The organism is Streptomyces sp. NBC_01707 (genome assembly GCF_041438805.1).
Lineage (GTDB): Bacteria > Actinomycetota > Actinomycetes > Streptomycetales > Streptomycetaceae > Streptomyces.
Genome location: NZ_CP109190.1, coordinates 5,381,228 through 5,405,458, shown reverse-complemented (window position 1 = coordinate 5,405,458; position 24,231 = coordinate 5,381,228). Strand labels below are relative to the sequence as shown.

Below are 24,231 nucleotides of genomic sequence, written 5' to 3'. Positions count from 1 at the left end.
ACGCGCCACACGGCGCTCTTCTGTGTCGGCGCCGGGCAATGGGATCAAACGATCTACTACCATACGCACCCCCACCCACTTTGCGCAAACCGCGCGTCCCGAACCGCCCGCTACACCGGCCCCACCTGCGGTGACACCTCGGGCGTCCGCATGGCCTCCAGCTCGTCCGGCACGCTCATCGCGTCGCTGCGGAGCTGCACGGCCGGCGACTCGGACGGCACCGGAGGCAAATCCGACGGCTCCGGATCGGGCGTGCTCGGTGGCTCGGAGGTGGCCGGCCCCGACGGTTCGGAAGGCCCCGACGGCTCCGACGACGGCCCCGGCGGCTGCTGCGGCCCGCCGGACCCCGGCGGCGAGGGCATCGGCAGGTGCCCTCCGCGTGTCGGCAGCGGATGACCGGTCCCGACGGCCGCCTGCCCGCCGCCGGGACCGGCCGAGGCGCTCACGGAGGCACTCGGGTCCTGCGATTCGGGGGCCTCCCGGTCGGAGTGCGCCTCCGCGCCGCTTCCGGAGCGGCCCCGTCCCGTACCGGACACCGTCGAACCGTCCGGTTCACTCACCGAGCCCTTCGGCCGGGCCGACTCCGACGGGACCGGCTTCCCCCCGTCGTCGCTGACGCTCATGCAGCCGGTGGACGCGGCGATCGTCACCGCGGTGACGGCTGCCCATCGAACAGGGACGGACAAGGCGGGCAACTGGCGCACGGGCGGCACCTCCGGGGCGGGAGCCAAGCGGGACGGGAGCGGACGGGAGGGGGCGCTGTGCCCAACTCCCGTTGCCCCGCAAGGGACACGCCCCCAGCCCCGATCCCGGACGTCTCTGCGCCCCGCCCGACCCGAACGGCCGTTCCGTGTCCGCCCGTCGGCTCAGCCGTAACCCAGCGCGTGCAGCCGTTCGTCGTCGATGCCGAAATGGTGGGCGATCTCGTGGACGACCGTGATTTCCGTCTCGGCGACCACGTCCTCGCGCGACTCGCACATCCGCAGCGTCGGCCCCCGGTAGATCGTGATCCGGTCCGGCAGCACTCCGGCGTACCACTCACCGCGATCGGTCAGCGGCGTGCCCTCGTACAGCCCGAGCAGCTCCGGATCGCCGGGGTCCGGTTCGTCCTCGACGAACACCGCGACGTTGTCCATCAGCCGCGTCAGCTCCGGCGGAATGCGATCCAGGGCCTCGGCGACCAGTTCCTCGAACTCTTCGCGCGTCATCTCCAGCACCCCGCCATTGTCACGTAACCCCGGCCGCACAGCCCCCGGCCGCCGCGCCCCGCAAACGCCTCGTCCCGCATGGCCGCCCCGCTCTCCGGGCATACGCGTCCAATGCCCCGCGATCCGTTCCGCGCAGCAGCAGCCGTCCTGGCCGGAGTGAGCGCAGCGGCCGACGCGGTGGTCCGCACCCTGCGCGACCACCGCTCCCGTCCGGCCGCCCCCGGCAACCCCTCCGCACCGGCGCCCTCGCTCGGAAGCACCCCGCACCCGTACGCCCGTGCGCTGGGACTGGTCGCCGTCGTCGTGTTCGGTGCCTGGCTGGGGCTGCTGATCGTCGGCAGTGTCCGTACGCCCGTCGGGCCCATGGACACCACCATGACCCTGCGTCCCTCCCTCACCGGCGGTACGAAGATCAACGTGGCCCCGCTCGGCGCCCTGGAGCTGGACTCCCACATAGCCCCGGTCCGTCTCGACGTCGATGTCGACCGCCTCGACCCGGTGCGCTCCGAGGCTCTGGTCCAGCACCCCGAACGGCTCTCCGGTCTCCAGCAGGAGGTCACCCATGACGTCTCCACCGGCGCCCGCGATCTCGCTCTGCGCTCCTGCACGGCCGTCGTCTCCGGCGCCACCGCGCTCGGCCTCGCCGTCTACCGCCGCCCGCGCCGTGCCCTGGCCGCCGGAGGGCTCGCGCTGGCGCTCCTGGCCGCGTCCGGCGTCAGCGCGTACGCCACCTGGAACCCGAAGTCCGTGCTGGAGCCCAAGTTCTCCGGGCTGCTCTCCAGCGCTCCTTCGGTGGTCGGTGACGCCCGCTCGATCGTCACCGACTTCGACGTCTACCAGCGCGAACTGGCCCGGCTCGTCACCAATGTGACCAAGTTGTACGACGCCACGTCGACGCTTCCCGTCTACCGGCCGGACCCCGCCACCCTCCGCGTCCTGCATGTCTCCGACATCCACCTCAACCCCGCGTCCTGGCAGATCATCGGCTCGCTCGTCCAGCAGTACGACATCGACGTGATCATCGACTCGGGCGACACGATGGACCACGGCTCCGCGGTCGAGAACGGCTTCCTCGACCCGATCAGCGATCTCGGCGCGCCCTACGTCTGGGTCCGCGGGAATCACGACTCGCGGATCACCCAGATGTATCTGGAGCGGCTCGAGAACGTGCACGTGCTGGACGACGGCCGGGCGGTGGACGTCGGCGGGCTGCGGGTGGCCGGCATGGGGGACCCCCAGTTCACCCCGGACCGCTCGCAGCCCGCCCAGGGCGCGGCCGCCGAGCGGTTGGCGGGCATGCGGCTCGCCTCCGCGCTGCGCTACCAGGAGCAGGCCGGCACGCCGGTCGACATCGCCGTCACCCACGAGCCGGACGCGGCCCGCGAGACCGACGGCACGGTTCCGTTGGTCCTCGCCGGCCATGTGCACCACCGGCAGAACGAACTGATGAGATTCGGCACCCGGCTCAAGGTCGAAGGCTCCACGGGCGGCGGCGGGCTGCGCGCCGTGCAGAACAAGAAGCCGGAGAAGGTGCGCGCCTCGGTCCTCTATCTGGACCGCGCGACCCGCCGTCTGCAGGCCTGGGACGAGATCACCCTCGGCGGACTCGGCCTGACAACGGCCGAGGTCAGCCGCCATCTGCCGGAGGGGAACCAACCCGGAGCGACCCCTTCGCCTATTCGGTTTGGCTGACACCGAAACGCCGTAGTACAGTCTCCGACGTGCCCAAGGGCGCCGGTCAGGGCTTGACCGTTCCGATACCCCAGAGGTTGAAGAAGAAGCGGAACCTCTTGAGGGGAAGCGGAGTCAGATGCTTCTCAGGTCCCTCTTCGGGGGCGACAGACGTAGAAGCAGCAGTTCTGCCCTCATCGTCTAGTGGCCCAGGACGCCGCCCTTTCAAGGCGGTAGCACGGGTTCGAATCCCGTTGGGGGCACGCACCACCTTGTGCGACACTTAGTCGCACAACAGCTTGGTCCTGTGGAGCAGTTTGGAGTGCTCGCCACCCTGTCAAGGTGGAGGCCGCGGGTTCAAATCCCGTCAGGACCGCTGCAGCTCGTAAGTGCTGCGTGGCTGGGTAGCTCAGTTGGTACGAGCGATCGCCTGAAAAGCGATAGGTCGCCGGTTCGATCCCGGCCCCAGCCACCTCTCGAAGGCCCCATCCACCGGATGGGGCCTTCGTCGTGTCAGGCCTCTTCCCCGTCCGCGGAGTTCACGTCCCGGCGGCGCCACGCCCGTACCCCGAGAACCAGCAGCACCACCGCGACCGCGGTCACCAGTGCGATCGCGTCCGGCACCTGCTCACCGATGCGCCGGGCCCACTGTTCGACGGCGAACGAATCGTCGACATTCAGCAGTCCGGGCAGCGCGGTCGTCCCGTCGTAGGCCAGGAACAGCACGCCGAGCCCGATGAAGAACAGCCCCGACAGCAGGGTCGTGGTGTGCAGTTCGAAGCGGCCGAGCCGGAAGGTCCGACCGCGCAGCCACGCCCGGCGACCGAGGTCGAAGCGTTCCCAGAGCACCGCGAGCAGAAACAGCGGAACAGCCATGCCCAGGGCGTAGACGGCGAGCAACAGTCCGCCGTAGACGGGACTGCCGCTGACCGCCGCCACCGTCAGGACGCTGCCGAGGATCGGGCCGGCGCAGAAGCCGGCCAGGCCGTAGACGGCGCCGAGGGCGTAGACCGATACGGCGGTCGTCGGCCTGATCCGGCCGCTGAGCGCGGTGATCCGGCGCGAGGCGAGGCCGAGGCCGACGATCTGCGCCGCGCCGAGGACGATGATCAGCCAGCCGGCTCCGAGGACGAGCTGGTCGCGGTGACCGTAGAAGAGCCGTCCGGCATACGAGCCGGCGGCGCCGAGCGGCACAAGGGTGGTGGCCAGACCGGCGTAGAAGATGCCGGTACGGGCCAGCAGCCTGGCGGCGGAGTCGATGGAGTAGGCGAAGAAGGCGGGCAGCAGCAGGGCGCTGCACGGGCTGACCAGAGCCAGCAGCCCGCCGAGGAGGGCGGCGAAGTAGCCGATTTCCGAGGTCACTTGTCGGCGCCCTTGGCGTCCTTGGTGTTCGCGGCCCGGTCTGCCGCCGCGTCGATCGCCTGGGTGAAGACCTCCAGCGACTGGGCGCCGGCGATCGGGCGGCCGTTGATCAGGAACGACGGGGTGGAGGTGGCACCGATCCCGTATCCCTGCTCCTGGTCCCTGCTGACCGCGGCGGACGCGGCGGCACTGTCGGCGTCGCGGGCGAACCGGTCGAGGTCCGCCACCCCCGCCTGCCGGGCGAGGGCCCTCAGCCGCGCCTTGCCGAAGCCCTTCTCCTTGACCCCTTCGGCGTACGCGGCGGCATGGAACTGCCAGAAGCGGCCCTGCTGTCCGGCCGCCCAGGCGGCGCGCGCGGCCGCCTCGGACTCGGCGCCGAAGATCGGGAAGTTGCGCCATTCGATGCGCAGGGTGCCGTTGCCGACGTACTTCTTCACCAGAGCGGATTCGGTGTCGCGGGCGAACTGGCCGCAGTAGCCGCACCTGAAGTTGGCGTACTCGATGAGGACGACGGGCGCGTCCGCCCGGCCCTGCGCCAGCTTGTCGCCGGGGTCGCGACGGGCAAGCTTCGCCAGCTCGGGGTAGACGCCGGCGTCCGGGTCGGCGGTGACCTCGGCGACGTACGAGGAATCGGAAGCCGAGTGGTCCGGCGCGGTGGCCCGGTAGGAGGCGTAGCCGAACAGCGCGGCGGTGAGGACGACGCCGGTGCCGTAGAGCAGCGGCTTCCTGACGGACGGTTTCGGCGAGGACATTTTGGGCGTGGGCATGGCAAGCTCCGTGCTCGTGATGCGGGGTTGCGAGGGGGCGGCCGGGTGACGCAACGCCGTCTAGACCCGCAGTACGGAGAGTTCCACCGGGGTGGGCGCGGCAGGCCCGGGTCCCTCCAACCCGACTCGTGCGGACGGCTCGGCCGACCCCCGCCCGACGGGCCCGGGCGCCTGCCCGTGCACCGCACGGGCCCGGACCGGGACGCCCGGCTCGATGCCGTCACGCGTCGCGCCCTTGCCGCGGCCGGGCACCCGCCGACCGTCGTCGGCCGGGGCCGCCACCGTGCCGGCCTGCTGCGACGCACCGCCGCCCACAGCCGCAGCCCCGCGGCAGAGCCCCGGTACGACTACGGAAACCGCCGCCGGGCAGCACCACTGCGCACGGGACACGGGGACCAGCTTTCGACTGCGGCACGAAGATCGGTTGCCCGAAATGGTACGTGCTGTGATCCCGGGCTTCCCCACGGTCACCACGGTCGTGACGCAGACCGCGCAAAATATGTTCGCCGTTCCTCGGGCCCGGGTGCGATCCTGGGACCCGTATGTCTACTTCCTTTGCCGATCTCCAGTCCCAGCTCGGACAGCTCTCGCTCCGCGACGCGCACCGGCTCGGCCGCCGCCTCGAAGGGGCGCGCCGGATCCGTAAGCCCGACGCCCAGAAGGCCGTGCTGGACGAGATCGCCACCCAGGCCGGGAAGGCAGCCGAGCGGCTCGCAGGGCGCGCCGCGAGGGTGCCTGCTCTCTCGTACCCGGAAGAGCTTCCGGTCAGTCAGAAGAAGGACGAGATCCTGGAGGCGATACGCGACCACCAGGTCGTGATCGTCGCCGGTGAGACCGGCTCCGGCAAGACCACGCAGATCCCCAAGATCTGTATGGAGCTGGGGCGCGGTGTCCGGGGCATGATCGGGCACACCCAGCCGCGCCGGATCGCGGCCCGTACGGTCGCCGAGCGCGTCGCCGACGAGCTGAGGACCCCGCTCGGCGAGGCCGTCGGCTGGAAGGTCCGCTTCACCGACCAGGTGAACCCGGACGCCACGTATCTGAAGCTGATGACGGACGGCATCCTGCTGGCCGAGATCCAGACGGACCGCGAGCTGCTCGCGTACGACACGATCATCATCGACGAGGCCCACGAGCGGTCTCTGAACATCGACTTCCTGCTCGGCTATCTGGCCAGGCTGCTGCCCAAGCGCCCCGATCTGAAGGTCGTCATCACCTCGGCGACCATCGACCCCGAGCGCTTCGCCCGGCACTTCGGTGATGCACCGATCGTCGAGGTCAGCGGGCGTACGTATCCGGTCGAGGTGCGCTACCGGCCGCTCCTCGAAGAAGAGGGCGACGACTCCGACCGCGACCAGATCACCGCGATCTGCGACGCCGTCGACGAGCTGCAGGCGGAGGGCCCCGGCGATGTCCTGGTCTTCCTCTCCGGCGAGCGCGAGATCCGCGACACGGCGGACGCCCTGAACAAGAAGAACCTCCGCCACACCGAGGTGCTCCCGCTCTACGCGCGCCTGTCGCACGCCGAGCAGCACCGGGTGTTCCAGCGCCACACCGGCCGCAGGATCGTTCTGGCGACGAACGTCGCCGAGACCTCGCTGACCGTCCCCGGCATCAAATACGTGATCGACCCGGGCAACGCCCGGATCTCCCGCTACAGCCACCGCACCAAGGTCCAGCGGCTGCCCATCGAGCGGATCTCGCAGGCCAGCGCCAACCAGCGCAAGGGCCGCTGCGGCCGTACGTCGGACGGCATCTGCATCCGGCTGTACTCCGAGGACGACTTCCTGACCCGCCCGGAGTTCACGGACGCGGAGATCCTCCGCACGAACCTGGCGTCCGTCATCCTCCAGATGACCGCGGCCGGCCTCGGAGACATCGAGAAGTTCCCCTTCATCGACCCGCCGGACCACCGCAACATCCGCGACGGTGTGCAGCTTCTCCAGGAGCTCGGCGCACTGGACCCGGACGAGAAGGATCCGAAGAAGCGGCTGACGCAGCTGGGGCGGAAGCTCGCGCAGCTGCCCGTCGACCCCCGCCTCGCCCGCATGGTCATCGAGGCCGACCGCAACGGCTGCACGCGCGAGGTCATGGTGATCGCCGCCGCCCTCTCCATCCAGGACCCGCGCGAGCGGCCCTCGGACAAGCAGACGCAGGCCGATCAGCAGCACGCCCGCTTCAAGGACGAGACGTCGGACTTCCTGGCGTTCCTGAATCTGTGGCGGTACATCCGCGAGCAGCAGAAGGAGCGCGGCTCGTCCAGCTTCCGCCGGATGTGCAAGCAGGAGTATCTGAACTTCCTGCGCATCCGCGAATGGCAGGACATCTATGCGCAGCTGCGCACGGTCGCCAAGCAGATGGGCATGCATCTCGAGGAGCCCTCGGCGGACCTGGCCGCGCCCGAGCAGGCGGTGCACACCTCGCTGCTGGCCGGGCTGCTGTCGCACATCGGCCTGAAGGACACCGAGAAGAACGAGTACCTGGGTGCGCGCAGCGCCAAATTCGCGGTCTTCCCCGGTTCGGCGCTGTTCAAGAAGCAGCCGCGGTTCGTGATGTCGGCCGAGCTGGTCGAGACGTCCCGGCTGTGGGCGCGGGTCAATGCCAAGGTCGAGCCGGAGTGGATCGAACCGCTGGCCCAGCATCTGCTGAAGCGCACGTACAGCGAGCCGCACTGGGAGAAGGACCAGGCGGCGGTGATGGCGTACGAGCGGGTCACGCTGTACGGCGTGCCGATCGTGGCCCAGCGCAAGATCAATTTCGGCCGGATCGACGCCGAGACGTCCCGCGATCTCTTCATCCGGAACGCACTGGTCGAGGGCGACTGGCGGACGCACCATCAGTTCTTCCACGACAACCGCAAACTCCTCGGCGAGGTCGAGGAGTTGGAGCACCGGGCGCGCCGCCGCGACATCCTCGTGGACGACGAGACGCTCTTCGACTTCTACGACCAGCGGATTCCCGAGCACGTCGTCTCCGGCGCGCACTTCGACTCCTGGTGGAAGCACAAGCGCCGCGACGAGCCGGACGCGCTCGACTTCGAGCGCTCGATGCTCATCAACGAGAAGGCCGGGGCCGTCACCAAGGACGACTACCCGGACTCCTGGCGGCAGGGGAAGCTCAAATTCAAGGTGACCTACCAGTTCGAGCCCGGCGCGGACGCGGACGGTGTGACCGTCCATGTCCCCCTCCAAGTGCTCAACCAGGTCACCTCGGAGGGCTTCGACTGGCAGATCCCGGGTCTGCGCGAAGAGGTGGTCACCGAGCTGATCCGGTCGCTGCCCAAGCCGATCCGCCGGCACTACGTGCCCGCGCCGAACTACGCGGGCAAGTTCCTGGACCGGGCGGTGCCGCTGCAGGAGCCGCTGGCGGCCACACTCGCGCGTGAGCTCCAACGGATGGTCGGCGTCCCGGTCTCCGCCGACGACTTCGACCTGTCCCGGATCCCGGACCACCTGAAGATCACGTTCCGGATCGTCGACGAGCGGCGCCGCAAGGTGGCCGAGGACAAGGACCTGGAGGCGCTGAAGCTCCAGCTGCGCCCCAAGGCCCGTCAGGCCCTCTCCAAGGCCGCTGCGGCCACCGCGGGCCCGTCGGGTGAGTCCATCGAGCGCTCGGGCCTCACGGACTGGACGATCGGCACCCTGAACCGGGTCTTCGAGACCCGGCGGGCAGGCCAGCCGGTCAAGGCGTACCCGGCGCTGGTCGACCAGGGCGAGACCGTGGCCGTACGGCTCTTCGACACCGAGGCCGAGCAACTGCAGTCCATGTGGCACGGCACCCGGAAGCTGATCCTGCTGAACATCCCGGTGAACCCGGCCAAGTTCGCCTCGGACAAGCTGACGAACCAGCAGAAGCTGGCCTTGTCCCGCAACCCGCACGGCTCCATCCAGGCGCTGTTCGAGGACTGCGCGACGGCGGCGGCGGACCGGCTGATCGCCGCCCACGGCGGTCCCGCGTGGGACGAGGAGTCGTTCCGGAAGCTGTACGACAAGGTCCGCGCCGATCTCGTCGCACTGACCGAGCACACCGTCGCGCAGGTGCAGCAGGTGCTGGCCGCCTGGCAGGCCTGCGAGCGGCGCCTGAAGGCCACCAACAGCCTCGTCCTGGTCAACAACGTCACCGATGTGCGGGACCAGCTCGCGGCCCTCGTACCGCCGGGTTTCGTCACGAAGACCGGGCTGCGCAGGCTGCCCGACCTGATGCGCTACCTGGTCGCCGCGGACCGCCGGCTGCAGCAGATGCCGACGGCCGTCCAGCGCGACACCACGCGCATGGAGAAGGTCCACGAGATGCAGGACGAGTACGCCTGGCTGCTCGAACAGATGCCGCAGGGCAGGCCCGTTCCGCAGGAGGTCCTGGACATCCGCTGGATGATCGAGGAGCTCCGGGTCAGCTACTTCGCGCACGCCCTGGGCACCGCGTACCCCGTCTCCGACAAGCGGATCGTGAAGGCGATCGACGCCGCGGCGCCGTGACCCGGGCGACCTCGGCGCCGTAACCGAGCCGCCACCAGGAGTGAGGTCGACCAGAGCCTCCAACCTCCTGTACAGTCTGTTTTCGCAGCCAGCCGCAAGGCAGCAGCGAAAACCTGGTCCTGTGGAGCAGTTTGGAGTGCTCGCCACCCTGTCAAGGTGGAGGCCGCGGGTTCAAATCCCGTCAGGACCGCAGTAACGAAAGCCCGGATCCCCAAGGATCCGGGCTTTCACGCGTCTTGACTCCGGCAACTGCCAACGAGTACTCAGGCAACAGGGACTGCCCCTGTTCCACGGCACGGGGCAGCGCGTTCCACCGGGGGGTGGCGCGGATGGCGGCATCCACGGCAAGGCACGAGACCCGCGCGCTGCTGCGCGCCCACCTGGCGGCCGCTTCCGGCTATCGACACCTCACCCGGCACTGCCCGATCTGCCATCGCCTCCTGCGGCTCGCCATGGAGCCCACCACCGACTCCGTGGAGCCCGCCACGGGCTTCCTCGGGTACGTGACGGCCTCCGGGCCCGCGCGCGCCCCTGAACCCCCGGCCCCGCCCGCCGCGACGTCAGCAGGCGTTCCGGACACCGCCGCGGCCGCCACGCCCACCCACGCCTCCGACACGTCGGCCGACGAGGTGACGGCCGAGGGGGAAAGCCTGTCGCCCCATGGCCAGGAGCAAGGAATTTCCTTTCTCGGCAGTGGCGCGATCGACCCTGGCAAGACTCGGGCCGTGTGACGGGAGTCACTGAATGAGTTTTGAGAAAGGGTGACTTTACACCCTTCCTACAACTGGCGAATTTAATATGTGCAATTGCACTACTCGGACGGGGTCATCGGGGTACCGACGAAGGAGCCCTCGGGGGGCCGTCCGGCAGGGCCGGCAGGCATGCCCCACAGGCGTCACCGGGTCGGCATCTGAGCCGCCGCACCGCCGATCCAAGGGCCGCCCACAGGGCCGACCACTCGCCGTGCGGGCACAAAAAAGATCGCGCTGGACCCGGCGGAGTCCAGCGCGATCGAACGACGCACCCGTTATGACATAGGTATGGCGCCCGTTGGGGCGGACGCCCGTCGTGTGGAGCTATGGGTGGGCGAACACGGGTTGGGGGACCCGGGCAGCCCGGTTGTGGCGCGGCGACAGGGGTGTGTCAGGCCTCGCTGCGCTGCTGCGGAATACCCGCAAGCAGTGCGCGGACCTCTGCCTCGCGGTACCGGCGATGTCCACCGAGCGTGCGGATGGACGTGAGCTTGCCTGCCTTCGCCCAACGGGTGACCGTCTTCGGGTCCACGCGGAACATCGTGGCAACCTCAGCCGGGGTCAGCAGCGGCTCGGCATCAGGGGTGCGAGCGGTCATGAGCGGCCTCCTCGGGAGAACCGAACCATCTCGGTTCTTTCCTCTAAATTCTGCACCTTGACCCACGTTGCCCGAAATGGCGGACGCGGGCCGAGTCGGTTATAGGACGAACGGCTTGTCCTCGGCACTACAACTACACCATCCGTCCAGCCACGTCGGCCAAACCGATGGAATTGCCCTCCCAGGTGTTCATCAGCGACGGAAGCCGATGGACCATGCCATAGCGGACAGTCACACCACCGTGACGATCAGTCACAGAGCGATCAGGAGTCACCAGACCCCCCATAGCGTGCAATGCTGAGTATTCCGCCCATACTTGGGCGGAAGGAGTCCTCCCCGGACTCCTTGTCCTATTTTGGCACGAGGAGTAGGGAAGGGCGCAAGGGCCCAGTTAGTGCTATCCGTCACCCTTGAGGCAAAGGCCCGGTTCGGGACGTAGGTCCTGGAGCCACTGGAGTACGTTCCCGCCCCTTCGCTCCCACCGCTCTCACGCGTCACACGGGACAACGGTTCAAGGCCTGCTCGGATCGGCAGGAATCAGTTGGCGAACTGACGGTCCCTCACGGCTCGCCAGCGCTCGGCCAGCCGCCCGTACGCCTCGCCCGCGCCCTCGGAGTCACCGGCCTGCAGTGCCGCGATGCCCTCGGCGACATCCAGGGCCGACCGGTCCTCGGCGAGCTGCTTCGCCGACAGCGCGTGCACCAGGCCGCCGTAATCCAGCTCGACCAGCGCACGCGGATGGAACTCCTCCAGCCAGCGCCCGACGTCCACCAGCCCCTCGGTCAGCGGACCCTCGTCGACGCTCTCCCGCAGCGTCTTCAGCGCCCGGGCCAGCCGGCGCCGCGCCTGCACCATCGGAGTCCGGTAACGCAGCACCGGCGCTCCCCCGTCCGCGTCCGCCCCGGTGTGCTCGCGCTCCTCGTCGGCGAAGAGGACGAACCACCGCACCGGGACCTGCCACACCGCGGTTCGAATCCACGGCCGGGCGTCCGGATTGCGCTCCGCCCACCGCTCGTGGTCCGCGACCGCCTGCCCGCGCACCACCGGCGGCAGCACCGCGTCGAGCACCGGATCCGGGAACATCTCCGCCAGCTCCCCCAGTGCCAGCCAGCCGCGCAGCCGGGTCCGCCACGGACAGACGCAGACCACACCGTTCACCTCGGCGACGAACGCGTCCGCGCTCTCGTGCGCCGGCACCCCGACCGGTGGAGTGGCCACCAAGTCCGCCAGCGAACGGCGCAGTTCGTCCTGGGCCGTGGGGATGCGGGCGCGCCCCGCATACCGGGCCCAGTGGGTGCGTTCCGGCTCCGGGAAGGCCGCCAGCGGTTCGTACACCCGGAGGTAGGACGCGTAAGGGACGAGCACCGAAGACACCACCGACATGCAGCAAATCGTGTCACGCCCGTACTCCGCCGGGGGGTGATCCTCGGCACTGGAACAGATCTACGTCCGCGCAGGACTTACGCTCTTGCCCAGTCGGACCGACCGTGCCGGTCGTTCCGTGGCCCTCCCCACCTTCAGGAGGGTCCCCGCCGCTTCGTACTTGGGAGTCACCACAGTGACCGATGTGACCGACGGCGTCCTGCACACCCTGTTCCACTCGGATCAGGGGGGCCACGAGCAAGTCGTGCTCTGCCAGGACCGTGCCAGCGGCCTCAAGGCCGTCATCGCCATCCACTCCACCGCCCTGGGCCCGGCCCTCGGCGGCACCCGCTTCTATCCGTACGCCTCCGAGGAGGAGGCCGTCTCGGATGCGCTGAACCTGGCGCGCGGCATGTCGTACAAGAACGCCATGGCCGGTCTCGACCACGGCGGCGGCAAGGCCGTCATCATCGGCGACCCCGAGAAGATCAAGACCGAGGAACTGCTGCTGGCCTACGGCCGGTTCGTGGCCTCGCTCGGCGGGCGCTACGTGACCGCCTGCGACGTCGGCACCTACGTCGCCGACATGGACGTCGTCGCCCGCGAGTGCCGGTGGACCACCGGTCGCTCCCCGGAGAACGGTGGCGCCGGCGACTCCTCCGTCCTCACCGCCTTCGGCGTCTTCCAGGGCATGCGGGCCTCGGCCCAGCACCTCTGGGGCGACCCGACGCTGCGTGGCCGGAAAGTGGGGGTCGCGGGCGTCGGCAAGGTCGGCCGCCACCTCGTCGAGCATCTGCTGAAGGACGGCGCCGAGGTCGTCATCACGGACGTACGTGACGAGTCGGTACGCCGGATCACCGAGGCCCACCCCGAGGTCACGGTCGCCGCCGACACCGCCACGCTGATCCGCACCGAGGGCCTCGACATCTACGCCCCTTGCGCGCTCGGCGGCGCGCTGAACGACGACACCGTTCCGGTGCTCACGGCCAAGGTGGTGTGCGGTGCGGCCAACAACCAGCTCGCGCACCCGGGTGTCGAGAAGGACCTCGCGGATCGTTCGATCCTCTACGCCCCCGACTACGTGGTGAACGCGGGCGGTGTCATCCAGGTCGCCGACGAACTGCACGGCTTCGACTTCGACCGGTGCAAGGCGAAGGCGTCGAAGATCTTCGACACCACGCTCGCCATATTCGCACGTGCGAAGGATGACGGCATTCCGCCGGCCGCGGCGGCCGACCGGATCGCCGAGCAGCGGATGGCCGAGGCCCGCCGCCGCTGACATCCGTCACCGAGGGTCGCGGTGGCCTCACCAGGCGTCTTCCCCGTACCTCGGCGCTCCACGGCCCACCGATCCGCCGACCGGCGAGACAAGACTCACGCCGGTCGGCGGGTCGCATGCCAAGAAGAGGTTAAAATCGCAGTTGACCAGCGAGGACGGGGCTTCTTGCTGGTCCTGTTCCGGGGCCTGTGATGCGGGCGGCGTACCGTATGGCCACGGAAGCAGGTACCGTTAAAGCCCTACGGGCACGGTCTCTCTGCCGAGAGTCCGTCCTGAAACATGAACGCGTGTCAAGACTCTGGGGCCGTCGAGCCCCGTCACCGAGGGGGTCGAGCCATGGGGCGCGGCCGGGCAAAGGCCAAGCAGACAAAGGTCGCCCGCCAGCTGAAGTACAGCAGCGGCGGGACTGACCTGTCGCGTCTGGCCAATGAGCTGGGCGCATCGCCTTCGAGTCAACCACCGAACGCAGAGCCGTTCGAGGACGACGACGAGGAAGATGACCCGTACGCACAGTACGCGGATCTGTACAACGACGACGAGGACGAGGACGAGGACGATCAGTCCGGTCCGTCGTCACAGCGCCGCGGCGCTTGACCTCGCGCTGACACAACAACCCGGTTCGGGCTCGCCCGGACCGGGTTTTGTGCTGCCCGGATCCGGCTGACCGTGCCGGGCCGGGATGCGGTCGTTCCCGGGACGTCCGGCGATGGAGGGCAGAACGGCACCGGACGGCTCCGATGTGTCCTGCCCCGCCCGCCTACCGCGCGTACGAACCCGTGAGCTCGGCACCCGTCGTGTGCGTGCCACGATCCGTGATCTCGCCGGCGACCCAGGAGTCGACTCCGCGGTCGGCCAGCGTCGTGAGCGCGACGTCCACCGATTCCGCGGGGACGATCGCGATCATGCCGACACCCATGTTGAGCGTCTTCTCCAGCTCCAGCTGCTCGACCTGACCGGCCTTGCCGACCAGGTCGAAGACCGCGCCGGGCGTCCAGGTGGAGCGGTCGACCGTGGCGTGCAGCCCGTCCGGGATGACCCGGGCGAGGTTGTTGGCGAGGCCGCCGCCGGTGACGTGGCTGAAGCCGTGCACCTCGGTCGTACGGGTCAGTGCCAGGCAGTCCAGCGAGTAGATCTTGGTGGGCTCCAGGAGCTCCTCGCCGAGCGTGCGGCCGAACTCCTCGACGTCGCGGTCCAGCGCCCAGCCGGCCCGGTCGAAGACGACGTGGCGGACGAGCGAGTACCCGTTGGAGTGAAGTCCGGACGACGCCATCGCGATGACCGCGTCACCCTTACGGATACGGTCCGGGCCGAGCAGCCGGTCGGCCTCGACCACGCCCGTACCGGCACCGGCGACATCGAAGTCATCGGGGCCGAGCAGTCCCGGGTGCTCGGCGGTCTCGCCGCCGACCAGGGCGCAGCCCGCCAGGACACAGCCCTCGGCGATGCCCTTCACGATGGACGCGACACGCTCGGGATGCACCTTGCCGACGCAGATGTAGTCGGTCATGAAGAGCGGCTCGGCGCCGCAGACGACCAGGTCGTCGACGACCATGCCGACGAGGTCGTGACCGATGGTGTCGTACACGCCCATCTGGCGGGCGAGGTCGACCTTCGTGCCGACGCCGTCGGTGGCGGAGGCGAGGAGCGGACGCTCGTAACGCTTGAGCGCCGAGGCGTCGAAGAGGCCGGCGAAACCGCCGAGGCCGCCGAGGACCTCGGGGCGCCGCGTCTTCTTCACCCACTCCTTCATGAGCTCGACGGCACGGTCACCGGCCTCGATGTCGACGCCCGCTGCCGCGTAGGAAGCACCTGTTGTCTCAGACATTGCCTGGGATCTTTCGTGTGGAAATACGGGGCTGGTGGCAGGGCTGGGTGCCTGGCCGGTCACGGACGACGCAGGGCGTCGGCCGCGGCGGTGGCCGCGGGGCCCGCCGCCAGCTCGGTCTCCAGCAGCTGCTTGCCGAGCAGCTCCGGGTCCGGGAGCTCCATCGGGTACTCGCCGTCGAAGCAGGCACGGCACAGGTTCGGCTTGGCGATCGTCGTCGCTTCGATCATCGCGTCGAGCGAGATGTACGCGAGCGAGTCGGCCCCCATCGACGTGCAGATCTCGTCGACGGACATGCCGTTGGCGATCAGCTCGGCGCGGGTCGCGAAGTCGATACCGAAGAAGCAGGGCCACTTCACCGGCGGGGACGAGATCCGGATGTGGATCTCGGCGGCGCCGGCCTCACGGAGCATCCGGACCAGTGCGCGCTGCGTGTTGCCGCGGACGATCGAGTCGTCGACGACCACCAGGCGCTTGCCCTTGATGACTTCCTTGAGCGGGTTCAGCTTGAGGCGGATACCCAGCTGGCGAATGGTCTGGGACGGCTGGATGAAGGTCCGGCCGACGTAAGCGTTCTTGACCAGACCGGCACCGAACGGGATGCCGCTGGCCTCCGCGTAACCGATGGCGGCGGGGGTGCCGGACTCCGGTGTCGCTATGACCAGATCGGCCTCGACCGGGGCCTCGGCGGCCAGCTTGCGGCCCATCTCCACGCGGGAGAGGTACACGTTCCGCCCGGCGATGTCGGTGTCGGGGCGGGCCAGGTAGACGTACTCGAAGACACAGCCCTTGGGCTTCGCTTCAGCGAACCGCGAAGTGCGCAGACCGTTCTCGTCGATGGCGACGAGTTCGCCCGGCTCGATCTCGCGGACGAAGCTGGCGCCGCAGATGTCGAGGGCGGCGGATTCCGATGCCACCACCCAGCCGCGCTCCAGCCGGCCGAGGACCAGCGGGCGGATGCCCTGCGGGTCGCGGGCGGCGTAGAGGGTGTGCTCGTCCATGAAGACGAGCGAGAAGGCGCCCTTCACATCGGGAAGCACCTTGCCGGCAGCCTCCTCGATGGTGAGCGGCTTGCCGTCGTCGTCGGTCTGGCCGGCGAGCAGAGCGGTCACCAGGTCGGTGTCGTTCGTCGCGGCGACCTGGGTGGCGCGACCGTCCTTGCGGGGAAGGTCGGCGACCATCTCGGCGAGCTGGGCCGTATTGACCAGGTTGCCGTTGTGACCCAGGGCGATCGAGCCGTGCGCGGTCGCACGGAACGTCGGCTGCGCGTTCTCCCACACCGAGGCACCGGTGGTGGAGTAGCGGGCATGACCGACCGCGATATGGCCCTGGAGAGATCCCAGAGACGTTTCGTCGAAGACCTGCGAGACCAGTCCCATGTCCTTGAAGACCAGGATCTGGGACCCGTTGCTCACTGCGATGCCCGCGGACTCCTGTCCACGGTGCTGCAGGGCATACAGTCCGAAATAGGTGAGCTTGGCGACCTCTTCACCCGGAGCCCAGACACCGAAGACGCCACAAGCGTCCTGGGGGCCTTTCTCTCCGGGGAGCAGGTCGTGGTTGAGTCGTCCATCACCACGGGGCACGCCACCGAGTGTAGGCGAGATCGACCACTGGTCCGAATTGGGGACACCTCGCCGGAGCACCTGGGAACGGCGCCGGAACACCGTTCCCGGGGCCGATCGAAGGGTCACGGACAGTGATGACTCTCGGCTGCGGGCAGGCTGCGGAGCGGTCGAGGCCCGGCCTGGCGGCGGGTTACCGACCGGTTCCGGCCATGAGCGTGTCACGAGGCCTGCAGGGCCGGGCGCACGCTCGGCGAGTCGGCCGACGGGGCGGGGAAGGCGCTGGCCGAACGCTCGTTTCGTGGTGAGCCTCACACCGGACGAATGGCCGACGGGGCGGTATGCGGCTTTCCCTGCCACCATGTCTCGGCTCGCGGATCGCACCGGTCCAGGTCTCGGATCGCGCTGTCCCGGGCTGCGGATTCACCGTCCGCGACGCGTCGGCGTCCGGAGTGCGAGACCGGCGTTGACAGGCGCATGACCCCTTGGCAGGCTCCTGCCCCATGCAGCCTCTCGGTGACCGTTCGGTCACGCTCGTGGAGCGCCGCCACGTCGATCTGGGACGTGTCGCGAGCGCCATCTGTCGCTGCGTCTGATTCCCATGACGCGCACCGCGTCGACGCGCGCCTGCTGACGGCGCCGGGCCCGCCCTCGCGGCGCCCTCCACTTCCGCATTCCCTCACTCGTACCCGCGTGCGCGTCCGCATGTCCGCATGTGACGCCTGACGGGCCCTGCGTCCTCCCTCCGACGCTCCGCCGTGTGCGGCCGAGCCCTGCCCTGGAGCAGTCATGCCTTCTCGCGACCGAAGCAGTTCGAACGAAAATGTGGATTCGATGCCTCTGACCCGGCGTGCCTTCGGGACCGCCGTCGGCGCCACCGCCGCGACCGCGGCAGTCGGAATCCCGGCTGTCGCCACCCCGGCCTCCGCCGCCACGCCTGTCTCATCGGCCGTGGCCGCTCCGGCCGAGGCCGTCCGTGAGCGCCCCTTCCGGGCGGCCCGCGGCAAGCACTCCCGGCGGCCCAACATCCTCTTCATCCTCGGCGACGACCTCGGCTGGGCCGATCTCTCCTCGTACGGCTCCCCGCACATCCACACCCCGAACCTGGACCGTCTCGGCCGTCAGGGCGTGCGGTTCACGGACGCCTACTCCGGCTCCGCGACCTGCTCCCCCACCCGGTTCAGCCTCTACACCGGGCGCTACCCGGGCCGTACGAAGGGCGGTCTCGCCGAGCCGATCGCGGACCGGTCGGTGGGTCTCGAACCCACGCACCCGACGCTCGCCTCACTGTTGCGCGAAGCCGGGTACGCCACCGCGCTGATCGGCAAGTGGCACTGCGGCTATCTGCCGGACTACAGCCCCACCAAGTCCGGCTGGGACGAGTTCTTCGGGAACTTCGGCGGGGCGTTGGAGTACTACTCCAAGCTCGGCCTCGGCGGCGAGTACGACCTGTACGAGGGCGACGCCGAGTACAAGGACCTGCGCTACTACACGCGGATCCTGACCGAGCGCGCGAGCGAGTACGTACAGCGCGACCACGACAAGCCGTGGCTGCTCAATCTCAACTTCACCACCCCGCACTGGCCGTGGATCGCGGAGGGCGACACGGCCGAGAGCGCCGAGATCGTCCGCAGGATCAGGGCCGGGGGCCTGGCGGGGCTGTTCCACGCGGACGGCGGCTCGGTCGCGAAGTACAAGCAGATGGTGGAGGACCTGGACCGCTCGGTCGGCGAGGTGCTGAAGGCACTGGAGCGGTCCGGTCAGGAGGAGGACACGCTGGTCTTCTTCGCCAGCGACAACGGCGGCGAGCGGTTCTCGTACCAGTGGCCGCTGTCCGGCAACAAGTCCTCGCTGCAGGAGGGCGGGATCCGGGTCCCGGCAGTGCTGCGCTGGCCGGCCAGGATCGACCCGCACCAGGTGAGCGCTCTGCCGGTGTTCTCGCCGGACTGGACCGCGACGCTGCTGGAGCTCGGCGGCGCGCGGCCGGACCCCGCGTACCCGCTGGACGGCATCAGCCTCGCCGGATACCTGCTGAGAGGCGAGGAGCCGAGGGAGCGGGATCTGTTCTGGCGGGTACGCGGGGAGCGGGCGCTGCGACGCGGCGACTGGAAGTACTACCGGGGCAAGGGCGGGACCGACCAGCTGTTCCAGCTCGCCCATGACCAGCGGGAACAGGCGGACCGGGCGCAGGCCGAACCGAAACTGCTGGCCGAGCTGCGGGCGTCCTGGGAGAGGACGGACGCGGGCCTGCTGCCGTACTCGACGGGGTCCTGACTCACTTCCCGGGTGCGGGTGCCGCGGCGCTGAAACCCTCACCGTCCGCCGTGGTGAGGGTCAGCGTGCGGTGATCGATCCTGTACGTCGTCCTCCCGTCCAGGATCGCGAGCAGCGCGCGTTCCACCTTCATCTGCGGATCCGGGCACATCGTCCTGGTGCCGTTGATCCGGCCGAACGTGATGGCGGAGCCGGAGACCGTCGCGGTGCCTCGGATCCGGTTGCAGCCGGGGCTGCCCTGTACGGAGTCGTCCTTGCCGAAGCGCAGCTGCGCCTTCTTCCCCGCACCGGCGGGCAGCGACGAGGCGGCCGAGCCGGAGACCAGAGCGGTGACGGTCCAGGTGGTACCGACGAGCGGGGCGGCAGGCTCCGAGGTGAAGGCGATGGAGTCGCCCTTCGCTGTGGTCAGCGTCAGGCTCTTCTCCGCCGCTGCGGCGGTGAGTCTGCCGCTGAACGTGCGGGACAGGGCCCGCTCGAACCGCTGAAGATCCTTCTCGCAGCCCATCTCGGTGGTCGTGGCCGGCTTCACGGTGACCGTGTCGCCGTCCACGCGGACCGGGGCGGTGAAGTGGTTGCAGCCGAAGTTCCCGGTGGCCCTGCCGTCGGGCGTGATCGTGACGTGGGCGCCGCCCGGGGCCACGGTCCGCTTCCCTCCGACCGTCACCGAATCGACGTTCCAGTGGACGCCGGTGACAGGCCGGTCGGTCCGTACGGTGCCGCTGCCGTCGTCGGACCCCGACTCCGTACCGCACGCGGCGAGGGTGAGCAGAGCCAGGACACTGACAGTCATTCGTTGTCCGAACATGGCCATATGACGGGACGAGGGTCCGGTCCGGTTCCCCCGTCTTCCGTCAGCGGAGCAGCGGCAGCAGGTCGCTCAGGTCGGCCCGCTCACCGCTCGCGCTGACTTTCGCCTCGTCGAGCGCCCGGGACCACTGCGTACGCCCGGTGGCGAGCCGGATCCAGGTCAGCGGATCGGTCTCGACGACATTGGGCGGCGTACCGCGGGTGTGCTTCGGACCCTGGACGCACTGGACGACCGAGAACGGCGGGACCCGCACCTCGACCGAACCGCCGGGTGCCTTCTCCGCGAGGGCGTCCGTGAGCAGCCGGGTACAGGCGGCAAGGGCCTGCCGGTCGTACGGGATGTCCAGCCCGGCCGCCGCGTTCAGGTCGTCCGTGTGCACGACGAGTTCCACCGTGCGGGTGACGAGGAAGTCGCCCAGCCGCATCACGCCCACCCGGGTGGGCAGCAACCGGTCCTCGGCCGCTCCCGGCACCACCGCCTCGAACCGGTCGGCGGCCTCCGCGTACAGCGCCTCGAGGTCGGGACGTTCCGCGGCGAGCGCCTTGGTGTCATCGGTGATCCTGCCGGCTCGCCCGGCGGTCGAGAAAGGCCACTCCAGCAGCGTGAGCTCGGGCTTCTCGCCGGGCGGCTCCGGCAACTCCAGGTTCCGGCAGACGTTCGAGACAGCCATCGTCAGATGGGCGGCGAGGTCGCGCACCGTCCACTCACCGAGCCGGGTCGGCAGGTCCAGCTGATCCGGCGTCAGAGTGCCTACCGCCGCCCGGACATGGGCGAACTGTGCCTGGACGGCGGTGCGGGTCCGGACGAGGTCGTAGCGGCGGGCGCGCTTCTGGGACGGCGGCATGGCAGCGAGCCTACGGGCAGTCGGCAGGCGCCGTGCCCCGGTCGGCCCCGGTCGCGAAACAGCCCAGGCGGCACTCCGAGCCGCAGTGACGCTGCCGCTCACCACCGCCGGACCGGGCCGGCACCGGTACGCACGCGACGACGAAGCCCCCGTCCGATGGACCGGACGGGGGCTTCGCTCAAAGCGTCGGCACGGAACCGGCTCAGGCGAGCAGGCCCGGAATCGTCGCCTCGTGCGCCGTGCGGAGCTCGCTCAGCGGAATGCTGAACTCGCCCTGGACCTCGATCTCCTCGCCGTCCACGACACCGATCCGGGTGACGGGCAGACCCCGCGCCCCGCACATGTCGTTGAAGCGGAGCTCCTCGCTACGCGGAATCGAGACGACCGCGCGGCCGGCCGACTCCGAGAAGAGGAACGTGAACGCGTCCAGACCGTCCGGCACGACCAGCCGGGCACCCTTCCCGCCACGGAGGCAGGACTCGGTGACCGCCTGGATCAGACCGCCGTCGGAGAGGTCGTGCGCCGCGTCGACCATCCCGTCGCGGGACGCCGAGATCAGGATCTCGCCGAGCAGCTTCTCGCGGCCCAGGTCGACCTTGGGCGGCAGACCGCCGAGGTGGTTGTGGACGACCTCGGACCAGGCCGAGCCGCCGAACTCCTCACGCGTGTCGCCGAGCAGGTAGAGGAGCTGGCCCTCGTCCTTGAAGGCGACCGGCGTACGACGGGTCACGTCGTCGATCACACCGAGCACGGCGACGACCGGCGTCGGGTGGATCGCCGTCTCACCGGTCTGGTTGTACAGCGACACGTTGCCGCCGGTGACCGGGGTGCCCAGCTCCAGGCAGCCGTCCGCGAGACCACGGGTGGCCTCGGCGAACTGCCACATGACGTCCGGGTCCTCGGGCGAACCGAAGTTCAGGCAGTCCGAGATGGCGAGCGGCTTGGCGCCGGAGGTGGCGACATTGCGGTACGCCTCCGCCAGTGCGAGCTGCGCGCCCGTGTACGGGTCGAGCTTCGCGTACCGGCCGTTGCCGTCGGTCGCCATGGCCACGCCCAGGTTCGACTTCTCGTCGATCCGGACCATGCCGGCGTCCTCGGGCATCGCGAGCACGGTGTTGCCCTGCACGAACCGGTCGTACTGGTCCGTGATCCACGCCTTGGAGGCCTGGTTCGGAGAGGCGACCAGCTTGAGGACCTGCTCGCGCAGCTCGGCGGCGTTCGCCGGGCGGGCCAGCTTGTTCGCGTCGTCGGCCTGCAGTGCGTCCTGCCAGGACGGGCGGGCGAACGGGCGGTGGTACGTCGGGCCCTCGTGGGCGACGGACCGCGGCGGCACGTCGACGATCTGCTCGCCGTGCCAGAAGATCTCCAGCTGCGAGCCCTCGGTCACCTCACCGATGACGGTGGCGATGACGTCCCACTTCTCGCAGATCTCCATGAAGCGGTCGACCTTGTCCGGCTCGACGATCGCGCACATGCGCTCCTGCGACTCGCTCATGAGGATTTCCTCGGGCGAGAGGGAGGAGTCGCGCAGCGGAACGGTGTCCAGCTCGACGCGCATACCGCCGGAGCCCGCGGAGGCCAGCTCCGAGGTGGCGCAGGAAAGGCCCGCGCCGCCGAGGTCCTGGATACCGGCGACGAGCTTCTCGCCGAAGATCTCCAGGGTGCACTCGATCAGGAGCTTCTCCTGGAACGGGTCGCCGACCTGGACGGCCGGACGCTTCGCCGGGCCGGTCGACTCGAAGGTCTCCGAGGCCAGGACCGAGACGCCGCCGATGCCGTCGCCACCGGTGCGAGCGCCGTACAGGATCACCTTGTTGCCGGGGCCGGAGGCCTTGGCGAGGTGGATGTCCTCGTGCTTCATCACGCCGATGCAGCCGGCGTTGACGAGCGGGTTGCCCTGGTAGCAGGCGTCGAAGACGACCTCGCCGCCGATGTTCGGCAGACCGAGGCAGTTGCCGTACCCGCCGATACCCGCGACGACGCCGGGCAGCACCCGCTTGGTGTCGGGGTGGTCGGCCGCGCCGAACCGCAGCGGGTCGACGACCGCGACCGGGCGGGCGCCCATGGCGAGGATGTCGCGGACGATGCCGCCGACGCCGGTGGCCGCGCCCTGGTAGGGCTCGATGTACGAGGGGTGGTTGTGCGACTCGACCTTGAAGGTGACCGCGTAACCCTGACCGACGTCGACCACACCGGCGTTCTCGCCGATGCCGACGAGCATCGCGTCGTTGGCGGGGACCTTCTCGCCGAACTGCTTGAGGTGGACCTTGCTGCTCTTGTACGAGCAGTGCTCGGACCACATCACGGAGTACATGGCGAGCTCGGCACCGGTGGGACGACGGCCCAGGATCTCGCGGATCCGGGCGTACTCGTCCTCCTTGAGGCCGAGCTCCTTCCAGGGCTGCGCGACGTCCGGGGTCTCGGCCGCGTGCTTGACCGTATCCAGGCTCATGCGTTGACCAGCTTCTTGATGATCGAGGTGAAGAAACCGAGGCCGTCGGTGCGACCGGTTCCGATCAGCGGCTCGACGGCGTGCTCCGGGTGCGGCATCAGACCGACGACGTTGCCCGCGGCATTGGTGATGCCGGCGATGTCGCGCAGCGAACCGTTGGGGTTCACGTCCAGGTAACGGAAGGCGACACGGCCCTCCGCCTCCAGCTCGTCGAGGACGCGCTCGTCGGCGACGTAACGCCCGTCCATGTTCTTGAGCGGCACGGAGATTTCCTGGCCCGCGGAGTAGTCCGAGGTCCAGGCGGTCTCCGCGTTCTCGACGCGCAGCTTCTGGTCGCGGCAGATGAAGTGCAGGTGGTTGTTGCGCAGCATCGCGCCGGGCAGCAGATGTGCCTCGGTCAGAATCTGGAAGCCGTTGCAGATACCGAGGACCGGCATTCCGGCCTTCGCCTGCTCGATGACGGTCTCCATGACCGGCGAGAACCGGGAGATGGCTCCGGCCCTCAGATAGTCGCCGTAGGAGAAACCGCCCGCCAGGATGACCGCGTCGACCTGGTGCAGGTCCTTGTCGCGGTGCCACAGCGATACGGGTTCGGCGCCCGCGACGCGGACGGCCCTCAGGCTGTCCTGGTCGTCGAGCGTGCCGGGAAAGGTGACGACTCCGATACGAGCAGTCACTTCGACTCCTCGGCCTTCTCCACCTTCACGGTGAAGTCCTCGATGACGGTGTTGGCGAGGAACGTCTCGGCCATCTCATGAATGCGGGTGAGGGCGGCGTCGTCGACCGGCCCCTCGACCTCGAGCTCGAAACGCTTTCCCTGACGTACGTCCGCGATTCCCTCGAAGCCGAGACGGGGCAGTGCACGCTGCACCGCCTGTCCCTGCGGGTCGAGGATCTCGGGCTTGAGCATGACGTCGACTACGACGCGTGCCACTGGCACTCCCGGTGGTGGTGTGGTGCGGCTGTTTCTCCGGGGGGCTCCCCAGACC

General features: G+C 69.5%; 21 protein-coding genes and 4 tRNA genes. 11 read left to right on the top strand and 14 right to left on the bottom strand.

Annotated elements, in window-relative coordinates; all coding sequences use genetic code 11:
- Positions 1–110: 110 nt before the first annotated feature.
- Positions 111–704 carry a hypothetical protein gene (locus OG963_RS24360; protein WP_319739107.1) on the bottom strand — a complete coding sequence of 198 codons (594 nt, stop codon included), beginning with the start codon at positions 702–704 and terminating at the stop codon, positions 111–113.
- A gap of 162 nt (positions 705–866) precedes the next feature.
- Positions 867–1,217, bottom strand: coding sequence for a metallopeptidase family protein (locus OG963_RS24355; protein ID WP_030929660.1), 351 nt, complete (start codon positions 1,215–1,217; stop codon positions 867–869).
- Positions 1,218–1,319: 102 nt separating this feature from the next.
- Between OG963_RS24355 and OG963_RS24350 the strand changes: the two genes are divergently transcribed.
- The 4 genes from OG963_RS24350 (at position 1,320) to OG963_RS24335 (ending at position 3,351) form a co-directional block, all read left to right on the top strand.
- Positions 1,320–2,900 carry a metallophosphoesterase gene (locus OG963_RS24350; protein ID WP_093774061.1) on the top strand — a complete coding sequence of 527 codons (1,581 nt, stop codon included), beginning with the start codon at positions 1,320–1,322 and terminating at the stop codon, positions 2,898–2,900.
- Positions 2,901–3,069: 169 nt separating this feature from the next.
- Positions 3,070–3,142 (top strand) — tRNA-Glu (locus tag OG963_RS24345).
- A gap of 38 nt (positions 3,143–3,180) precedes the next feature.
- Positions 3,181–3,255: transfer RNA gene (locus OG963_RS24340), tRNA-Asp, on the top strand.
- A 22-nt stretch (positions 3,256–3,277) separates the two neighbouring features.
- Positions 3,278–3,351, top strand: a tRNA-Phe gene (locus OG963_RS24335).
- A gap of 41 nt (positions 3,352–3,392) precedes the next feature.
- On the opposite strand, the gene OG963_RS24330 is transcribed toward OG963_RS24335, so the two are convergent.
- From OG963_RS24330 to OG963_RS24320, 3 genes are read right to left on the bottom strand one after another with little or no spacing between them, the layout of a single operon-like run.
- Positions 3,393–4,241 (bottom strand): cytochrome c biogenesis CcdA family protein, encoded by an 849-nt coding sequence (locus tag OG963_RS24330; protein WP_093774060.1) that lies wholly within the window; start codon positions 4,239–4,241, stop codon positions 3,393–3,395.
- Positions 4,238–5,008: a DsbA family protein gene (locus OG963_RS24325; RefSeq protein ID WP_371799451.1), complete on the bottom strand. Its 771-nt coding sequence runs from the start codon at positions 5,006–5,008 to the stop codon at positions 4,238–4,240. Before OG963_RS24325 ends, OG963_RS24330 begins: the two co-directional genes overlap by 4 nt.
- A 60-nt stretch (positions 5,009–5,068) precedes the next feature.
- Positions 5,069–5,398, bottom strand: coding sequence for a hypothetical protein (locus OG963_RS24320; RefSeq protein WP_093930937.1), 330 nt, complete (start codon positions 5,396–5,398; stop codon positions 5,069–5,071).
- A 152-nt stretch (positions 5,399–5,550) separates the two neighbouring features.
- On the opposite strand from OG963_RS24320, the gene hrpA reads away from it, so the two are divergent.
- The 3 genes from hrpA (at position 5,551) to OG963_RS24305 (ending at position 10,214) form a co-directional block, all read left to right on the top strand.
- Entirely contained in the window at positions 5,551–9,483 is a 3,933-nt protein-coding gene (hrpA, locus tag OG963_RS24315; RefSeq protein WP_319325312.1) for an ATP-dependent RNA helicase HrpA, read from the top strand.
- A 115-nt stretch (positions 9,484–9,598) separates the two neighbouring features.
- Positions 9,599–9,673 (top strand) — tRNA-Asp (locus tag OG963_RS24310).
- A 139-nt stretch (positions 9,674–9,812) separates the two neighbouring features.
- Entirely contained in the window at positions 9,813–10,214 is a 402-nt protein-coding gene (locus tag OG963_RS24305) for a DUF6274 family protein (RefSeq protein ID WP_319325313.1), read from the top strand.
- A gap of 412 nt (positions 10,215–10,626) precedes the next feature.
- Here OG963_RS24305 and bldC read toward each other — a convergent pair whose 3' ends face one another.
- Together bldC and OG963_RS24295 are read right to left on the bottom strand one after the other, a co-directional pair.
- Positions 10,627–10,833, bottom strand: coding sequence for a developmental transcriptional regulator BldC (gene bldC / locus OG963_RS24300; RefSeq protein ID WP_003949541.1), 207 nt, complete (start codon positions 10,831–10,833; stop codon positions 10,627–10,629).
- Between the two features lie 537 nt (positions 10,834–11,370).
- Complete coding sequence (locus OG963_RS24295; protein WP_371799450.1) at positions 11,371–12,216, bottom strand: hypothetical protein; 846 nt, start codon at positions 12,214–12,216, stop codon at positions 11,371–11,373.
- Between the two features lie 175 nt (positions 12,217–12,391).
- On the opposite strand from OG963_RS24295, the gene OG963_RS24290 reads away from it, so the two are divergent.
- The gene (locus tag OG963_RS24290; protein WP_093774049.1) at positions 12,392–13,474 is read left to right on the top strand and encodes a Glu/Leu/Phe/Val dehydrogenase dimerization domain-containing protein; all 1,083 of its coding nucleotides are present in this window, start codon (positions 12,392–12,394) and stop codon (positions 13,472–13,474) included.
- A gap of 336 nt (positions 13,475–13,810) precedes the next feature.
- On the top strand, positions 13,811–14,068 hold the full coding sequence (locus OG963_RS24285) for a DUF3073 domain-containing protein (protein ID WP_030929682.1): 258 nt from the start codon (positions 13,811–13,813) through the stop codon (positions 14,066–14,068).
- 163 nt (positions 14,069–14,231) lie between these two features.
- Here the strand turns inward: OG963_RS24285 and purM are convergent, their stop codons facing one another.
- Positions 14,232–15,299: a phosphoribosylformylglycinamidine cyclo-ligase gene (gene purM / locus OG963_RS24280; protein WP_093774047.1), complete on the bottom strand. Its 1,068-nt coding sequence runs from the start codon at positions 15,297–15,299 to the stop codon at positions 14,232–14,234.
- Between the two features lie 59 nt (positions 15,300–15,358).
- Positions 15,359–16,885: an amidophosphoribosyltransferase gene (gene purF, locus OG963_RS24275; protein ID WP_093774045.1), complete on the bottom strand. Its 1,527-nt coding sequence runs from the start codon at positions 16,883–16,885 to the stop codon at positions 15,359–15,361.
- Positions 16,886–17,367: 482 nt separating this feature from the next.
- Here purF and OG963_RS24270 point away from each other — a divergent pair, with 482 nt between their 5' ends.
- Positions 17,368–17,460 (top strand): putative leader peptide, encoded by a 93-nt coding sequence (locus tag OG963_RS24270; RefSeq protein WP_362270235.1) that lies wholly within the window; start codon positions 17,368–17,370, stop codon positions 17,458–17,460.
- A gap of 238 nt (positions 17,461–17,698) precedes the next feature.
- Positions 17,699–19,138: a sulfatase gene (locus OG963_RS24265; protein WP_371799449.1), complete on the top strand. Its 1,440-nt coding sequence runs from the start codon at positions 17,699–17,701 to the stop codon at positions 19,136–19,138.
- Between the two features lies 1 nt (position 19,139).
- Here the strand turns inward: OG963_RS24265 and OG963_RS24260 are convergent, their stop codons facing one another.
- From OG963_RS24260 to purS, 5 genes are all read right to left on the bottom strand, one after another.
- On the bottom strand, positions 19,140–19,928 hold the full coding sequence (locus OG963_RS24260) for an META domain-containing protein (RefSeq protein ID WP_256223925.1): 789 nt from the start codon (positions 19,926–19,928) through the stop codon (positions 19,140–19,142).
- Positions 19,929–19,989: 61 nt separating this feature from the next.
- Positions 19,990–20,790 (bottom strand): maleylpyruvate isomerase family mycothiol-dependent enzyme, encoded by an 801-nt coding sequence (locus OG963_RS24255; protein WP_093774041.1) that lies wholly within the window; start codon positions 20,788–20,790, stop codon positions 19,990–19,992.
- Between the two features lie 202 nt (positions 20,791–20,992).
- Entirely contained in the window at positions 20,993–23,242 is a 2,250-nt protein-coding gene (purL, locus tag OG963_RS24250; RefSeq protein WP_093774039.1) for a phosphoribosylformylglycinamidine synthase subunit PurL, read from the bottom strand.
- Positions 23,239–23,919: a phosphoribosylformylglycinamidine synthase subunit PurQ gene (gene purQ / locus OG963_RS24245; protein WP_030929707.1), complete on the bottom strand. Its 681-nt coding sequence runs from the start codon at positions 23,917–23,919 to the stop codon at positions 23,239–23,241. The genes purL and purQ overlap by 4 nt, the downstream gene beginning before the upstream one ends.
- Positions 23,916–24,176, bottom strand: a complete 261-nt coding sequence (gene purS / locus OG963_RS24240) for a phosphoribosylformylglycinamidine synthase subunit PurS (RefSeq protein ID WP_030929711.1) — start codon at positions 24,174–24,176, stop codon at positions 23,916–23,918. The genes purQ and purS overlap by 4 nt, the downstream gene beginning before the upstream one ends.
- Between the last annotated feature and the right edge of the window lie 55 nt (positions 24,177–24,231).